The sequence below is a fragment of the Wolbachia endosymbiont of Mansonella perstans genome (genome assembly GCF_020278605.1).
Taxonomy (GTDB): domain Bacteria; phylum Pseudomonadota; class Alphaproteobacteria; order Rickettsiales; family Anaplasmataceae; genus Wolbachia.
This window is the reverse complement of the sequence record NZ_JACZHU010000090.1, coordinates 1-3,803: the sequence shown is the minus strand read 5'-3', so window position 1 is coordinate 3,803 and position 3,803 is coordinate 1. Positions and strand designations below refer to the sequence as shown.

Annotated in this window: 1 protein-coding gene and 2 pseudogenes; all 3 read left to right on the top strand. The window is 35.4% G+C overall.

Annotated features, from left to right (window positions below; translation table 11 throughout):
• Positions 1 to 1,057 (top strand): ribonuclease J (locus IHO13_RS04715; RefSeq protein ID WP_225538505.1); only part of this gene is annotated, 1,057 nt, incomplete at its 5' end.
• A gap of 9 nt (positions 1,058 to 1,066) precedes the next feature.
• Positions 1,067 to 2,342 (top strand): annotated as a pseudogene (locus IHO13_RS04710) (protein TolB).
• 708 nt (positions 2,343 to 3,050) lie between these two features.
• Positions 3,051 to 3,803: pseudogene (locus IHO13_RS04705) on the top strand (Rpn family recombination-promoting nuclease/putative transposase); the annotation flags it as partial.

The following is a 3,803-nucleotide window of genomic DNA, read 5'->3' as shown; positions in this document are numbered from 1 at the left end:
AATTTGCGATTCAACGAACATATTGAGCAGACATAATCCTGAATCAGAAGGTGAGATTTATAGCAATATTTATAACATAATAAGGCGATCTAAAAAGCTAGTTGCTGTGTCGCTTTTTGCTTCAAACTTAGCGCGGATTGAAACAATAAGCCAAGCTGCAAAGGTGCTGGGCAGAAAAGTAGTTCTACTTGGAAGGTCTTTATGGAGAATAGTAAAAGTTGCACAAGATAGTGGGTATTTAACCAATTCTGTTGAATTTTGTGAAGCAAAAGACGTGGCAGATTTACCAAGAGAAAAGCTATTATTGATCTGCACTGGTTGCCAAGGCGAGCTGATGGCAGCAACCTCAAAACTTGCTAATAAGAATCATCATGCATTTAAAATGCAACAGGGTGATACAGTGATTTTTTCGTCAAAAATCATTCCTGGCAATGAAACTCGTGCACACAGTATGTTCAATGCCTTTATCGAAATGGGCATAGAGGTTATCATTGATAAAATGGAGCATGTTCATGCCTCTGGACATCCAGTAAAAGCAGAGCTAAGGGAAATGTATTCTTTGGTAAAACCTAGAATGTCTATTCCAGTTCATGGTGAGTATATTCACACGCATGCTCATGTAAAATTTGCTAAAGAGTGCGGTGTGGAAAAAGCAATAATGGTTGCACCAGGTGATATCGTTAATTTAGAAAGCGGGGAAAAGGTTGATTCAATTGATGTTGACTACTTTGGTGTTGACGGTCTGTTGCTACGTTATCCAGAGAGTAGTGTTATAAAAATGCGTAAGAGAATGAGAGATGCTGGAGCTGTTGTAGTGACAGCAATTGTCAACAAGAAAAATAAATTGCTTGCCAAACCAAAGATATTTGCGCCTGGTGTTTTCGAAGCGTCAGAAGATGCAGCTATTATACAGAGGATTATAAAAACAGTTGAGTCAGCGTTTAGTTTACAGTCAACAAAAAAAATAAGAAATAAGATTGAGAGTTCGATATTCAGTATCTTAAAGGAATATTTACTAAAAAGGCCTATAATTAAAGTCCAAATAGAACAAGTATGAAATGAATGAATGCTCGTTCAGCTAACATTACTTCTTTCGTTATTTCCTCCTTATTTTGCTAAAGCTGCTTTGTATGTTGACATAAGAGAAAACACTGTTGGTAATATTAGCCTTGTTGTGTCTAAAATGTGCATGCAAAACAGAGCTGGGGAGTGAGTTAAGCGAAAGCATCACAAAGATAATTGAGACAAGTTTATCCAATTGTATCTTATTTTAATGTAAAACGTGGTACAGAAGCTAAAATCGCGCTGTACAAACCATGGGGCGATACGTTGGCTACAGTGAGTTTAAGTGGAGTATCAGATAAAGCCTTAGGGTTATCGTTACACTTGTGTGATTCTTTTACAAAAAGGGAGTTATTTACTCATTCGGTTGTTTTTTCAGCAAAAGATTAGAGAAAAATTGCCCATTTTGTTTCAGATGCGATACATGATAGATTAACTGATAAGAAAGGGCATTTTAACACGAAGATAGCGTACATAGCTGAAGAAAAAGATAGTAATTACAAATCCATACGCAGAATTGCTGTTATGAATCAAGATGGAAGTGGTATAAAATACTTAACAAATGGCAACAAATTTGTGTCAACACCAAGGTTTGCACCAAGTGGGGATAATATTATTTACATCTAATATCTGGATGGTAGAAGCTACGTAATATTGAAGAATCTGAAAGACAATATTGAGTCAATAATTAGTGCTTTCGAGGAAGTAATCTCTGCTCCGAAATTTTCTCCTGATGGAAAATCTCTTTTGATCTCCCACTCATCTAATGGTAAAGCAAATATATTGTCTCTAGATTTGAACAGTAAGCGCAAAAAAAAATCACTAGAAGTTTAGATATAAGCACTTCTCTCTCTTTTTCTCCAGATCAGAAATATGTGGTCTTTAGTTCTGATGTGAGTGGAAGTCAGCAACTATGTATCATCGATTTTACTAATAAAGAATAAAAAGCCTAAGAGAATTAGTTTTGGAAGTGGAAAGTACGCTACACCTATTTGGTCGCCAAATGGGGATATTATAGCTTTTACAAAGATCCAATTGGGGAATTTTACATAGGAATTATGAAGCCAGATGGCAAAGAAGAACGTCTACTTTCAGAGGGATATAAAATCGAATCCTCAGCATGACTACCAAATGGCAGGGGAATCATCTTTACAAAAACAGAATCACCAAGCGATTCTAAACTATATTCGGTAGACTTAGTAAAGAGGAATCACAAAATAATTTCTACTCCAACAAATACCTATTTACCAGATTGGTCGCATCTGCCTCTGGTGGAATAGAAAATAGATAAGTGACATGAGTAGGTATTGTTTGGTTGAGAAGATGAAAAGATAATAACTTTTCAGAATGGATAGGGGAACAATAGAAGTGAAAAAAACTACTTGACAAATTCCTACAGCTCAATTATCAAGATTGGAGATATCCCGTTATCTTCATCTGTGCAGATTAAACGGCAAGGGTATTATGGTTGGTCTCTTGTGTTTAATTTTTTGCACTATGTACACCTTACATCTTTATTAATTTCACCTAGACTTCTAGATTTTTCCTGTGCAAACTGAAACGTGCTTATAAGCCGTTTAAGACAATATAGTATGCCAATTTTTAGGATTAAAGAGTGGGTAACTTCTACCACGGGATTTTCTTTTGCCTTTTTTCTGCTTAGTCAGTTTCTTAGCGCTTAAACTGAGGGTCTGTTGCAGTTTAAAAGCCGCTAAATTGTAGCGTTTAAGACTTAAAGAAACGCCAATACTAAAAACAGGTAATGGCCAAGGGTTCTTTTACCTTTTTTTCTCTATCTAATAAATTTCTTGTGCCAATTGTGACGAAACACAATAAATGATGTCACGTATATGTAGCCAATTGGCATTAAGCCCAGTATCAGCTGGTTTTGCTAATCACAAGGCCACTTGTTTTTAACACATCCAAAACAAAAAGATTGAATATTTGTAAGAAATAGTGCATAACTTTAATGCTTTTTAAGGTATTTTTATGCCTTTAAAAAAGTATTTGATACTGAAAAGAATAAAGATATTCTTATTCATTTCTTAAATGATATTTTAGGCTTTGCTGGCTTAGCTGCAATTCAGGACGTTGGATTTTTAGCTACCATTTTGGACCCTGAAATTGCCGCTAAAAAGCAGAGTATTGTCGATGTTTTTTGTAAGGACTCTCAAGGTTCTAGGTATATTATAGAAATGTAGTTTACTAAGACCAAAGGCTTAGAAAGCGCGCTCAATATTATGCTGCTAAAGCTTACTCAAGTCAAGCAGATCAAGGTGATGATTATCATAAACTCAAGGAAATTATCTTCATAGCTGTTGCTGATTGTGTTATTTTCCAGATAAGGCTAAGTACAAATCAAATCATACTATTCGGGGTGAAAATACCAATGAACATGACTTAAAGAACTCCTATTTCGTATTCATTGAACTACTAAAATTTACAAAGGCGGAAGAATATTAACTGGAAAGTATAGTAGAAAAGTGGTGTTATTTTTTGCGATATGTAGCAGAAACAAGGGGAGAGTACCTAGATAAAATAGTAGGTAGTGACGTAAATAAAACGAGCTTATGAAGAGGTGAATAAGTTTAGTTGGTCGGAAGAAGGATTACTGGCATATGAACAAATGAAAAAACGCATAACAGATGAGATAGTTGCTTTTGCTTAAAAATTTGATGAGGGTGTTAAGTGGGGTAAGAAAGAGGCAGACAAGAAGGAATCTCCATCGGTTATCAAAAAGG